General features: G+C 68.0%; 1 protein-coding gene and 1 pseudogene. Both read right to left on the bottom strand.

The window, feature by feature from the left end; genetic code table 11:
- Window positions 1-509, bottom strand: a pseudogene (gatB, locus tag ACFE8Y_RS08840) (Asp-tRNA(Asn)/Glu-tRNA(Gln) amidotransferase GatCAB subunit B); the annotation flags it as partial.
- 98 nt (window positions 510-607) lie between these two features.
- Entirely contained in the window at window positions 608-1,390 is a 783-nt protein-coding gene (locus ACFE8Y_RS08835) for a class I SAM-dependent methyltransferase (protein ID WP_375464021.1), read from the bottom strand.
- Window positions 1,391-1,619: the final 229 nt, after the last annotated feature.

Raw genomic sequence — 1,619 nt, 5'->3', positions numbered from 1 at the left:
ACGATCTCCATCAGCGCGACGCCGGAGCGGTTGAGGTCGACGAAGCTCTGGGTCGGGTTCTGATCGTGCAGCGACTTGCCGGCATCCTGCTCCAGGTGCAGCCGCTCGATGCCCACCGTGATCGTCTCGCCGCTCGGCAAGTCGACCACGACCTCGCCCGCGCCGACGATCGGGTCCTTGTACTGCGAGATCTGGTAGCCCTGCGGCAGGTCCGGGTAAAAGTAGTTCTTCCGGTCGAACACCGAGCGGTGGTTGATCTGCGCCTTCAAGCCGAGGCCGGTGCGCACGGCCTGGGCCACGCATTCCGCGTTGATGACCGGCAGCATGCCGGGCATCGCGGCATCCACCAGCGAGACGTGGTCGTTCGGTTCGCCTCCGAACTCGGTCGAGGCGCCGGAGAACAGCTTGGAGCGGCTGGTGACCTGGGCGTGGATCTCCATGCCGATCACCACCTCCCAGTCGTGCAGGCCGCCCTTGATAAGCTTTTTTGGGTTCACGGCTGCAGTCATGGGCGGTCTTTCCTGCGCTGCTGGTGCGCGTGCCTGCGTCGTTCGCGCGGCGTGCTCGAAGCGATTTCGATGTGTCTAGGAAGCGGGCGCGGCGACGGTCAAGCCGCCGGGGGCGCGGCGCCCGTCCGGCTCGCGCAGAGCGTGACGGCGGGTCCGTAGAGATGGTGGTGGTCGTCGGCGATCACGACCGTCTCGGTCAGGCCGAAATGCGCCAGCACGGTGAGGATGGTCGGCAGCTCCAGCCAGTTGGTGGTCGCCCGGTTGCCACCCCAGAAGGTGCCAAGTCCCGAATTCCGGTAGGTCATCTCGTAGGTCGGCACCGACAGGCCGTGGCCCCGGTAGGTGCGGGGCTTCAGGTGCTTCAGGTGCGGGACTTCGGCGTAGTAATGCGTCCAGAGGAACAGCCGGTCGGCGCGCGCGGCGGCGAGCCGTATCAGCTCGACCGGATCCTGCATGTGGTAGAGGATGCCGCAGGCGAAGATCAGGTCGTAGCGCGGTCCCGGCGCGTCGAGGAACCGCGTCACGTCGCCGAGCAGGAAGGTCGAGCGGTCCAGCCTAACGATGTTCTTCACGATCAGGCACTTCAGGAAGGCCTCGGAATTGGCCTCCACCGCGGTGATGCGCGCGGCCCCGAGCCGTTCGAGCTGGGCGGTGTGCGCGGCCTCCAGCGGGCCGAGTTCGAGCACGTCGTAGCCGTCGAACCGGCCGTCGCGCCCGAGATGGGCCGCCGCCTGCGTTGGGCGCGGATCGCCGCGGAACCCCGGCACGCCGCCCGACGGCAGGCTCGGGTCGATCTCGCCGAGGTCGCAGGCCCACTTGTCCGCGAACAGGTCGTAGGCGTTGCGGTGACTCGGCAGGTTGGTGAAGAACTGTTTTTTCATCGACCGTTTCGCACGTGGCCGCACTGAAGGCATCTCGACAGGCGCCCTGTCCGAGCCGCTCGGGCCCCCTTCGTCGCCGCGCCGACGCCCTCCGTCAATGATGCGTCCGCGGGCACTTGGGCGGGCGTCGAGGGGGAAAAGCCCCTGTATCCAGGGACAGGCGAGCGGGTGTGCCGGTAGGACGTTCGGCCCGTCCTCGATCGGCGGCGCGGCGGAGGGACCGATGCGC

The organism is uncultured Methylobacterium sp., assembly GCF_964242245.1.
GTDB lineage: Bacteria > Pseudomonadota > Alphaproteobacteria > Rhizobiales > Beijerinckiaceae > Methylobacterium.
The sequence above is the reverse complement of the archived record's forward strand: the minus strand, read 5'-3'. Positions and strand labels throughout refer to the sequence as shown.

What these genes read in the sequence shown, in the direction of transcription:
- ACFE8Y_RS08835 (WP_375464021.1), bottom strand. Translation starts at nt 1,390, where the DNA reads ATGAAAAAACAGTTCTTCACCAACCTGCCGAGTCACCGCAACGCCTAC.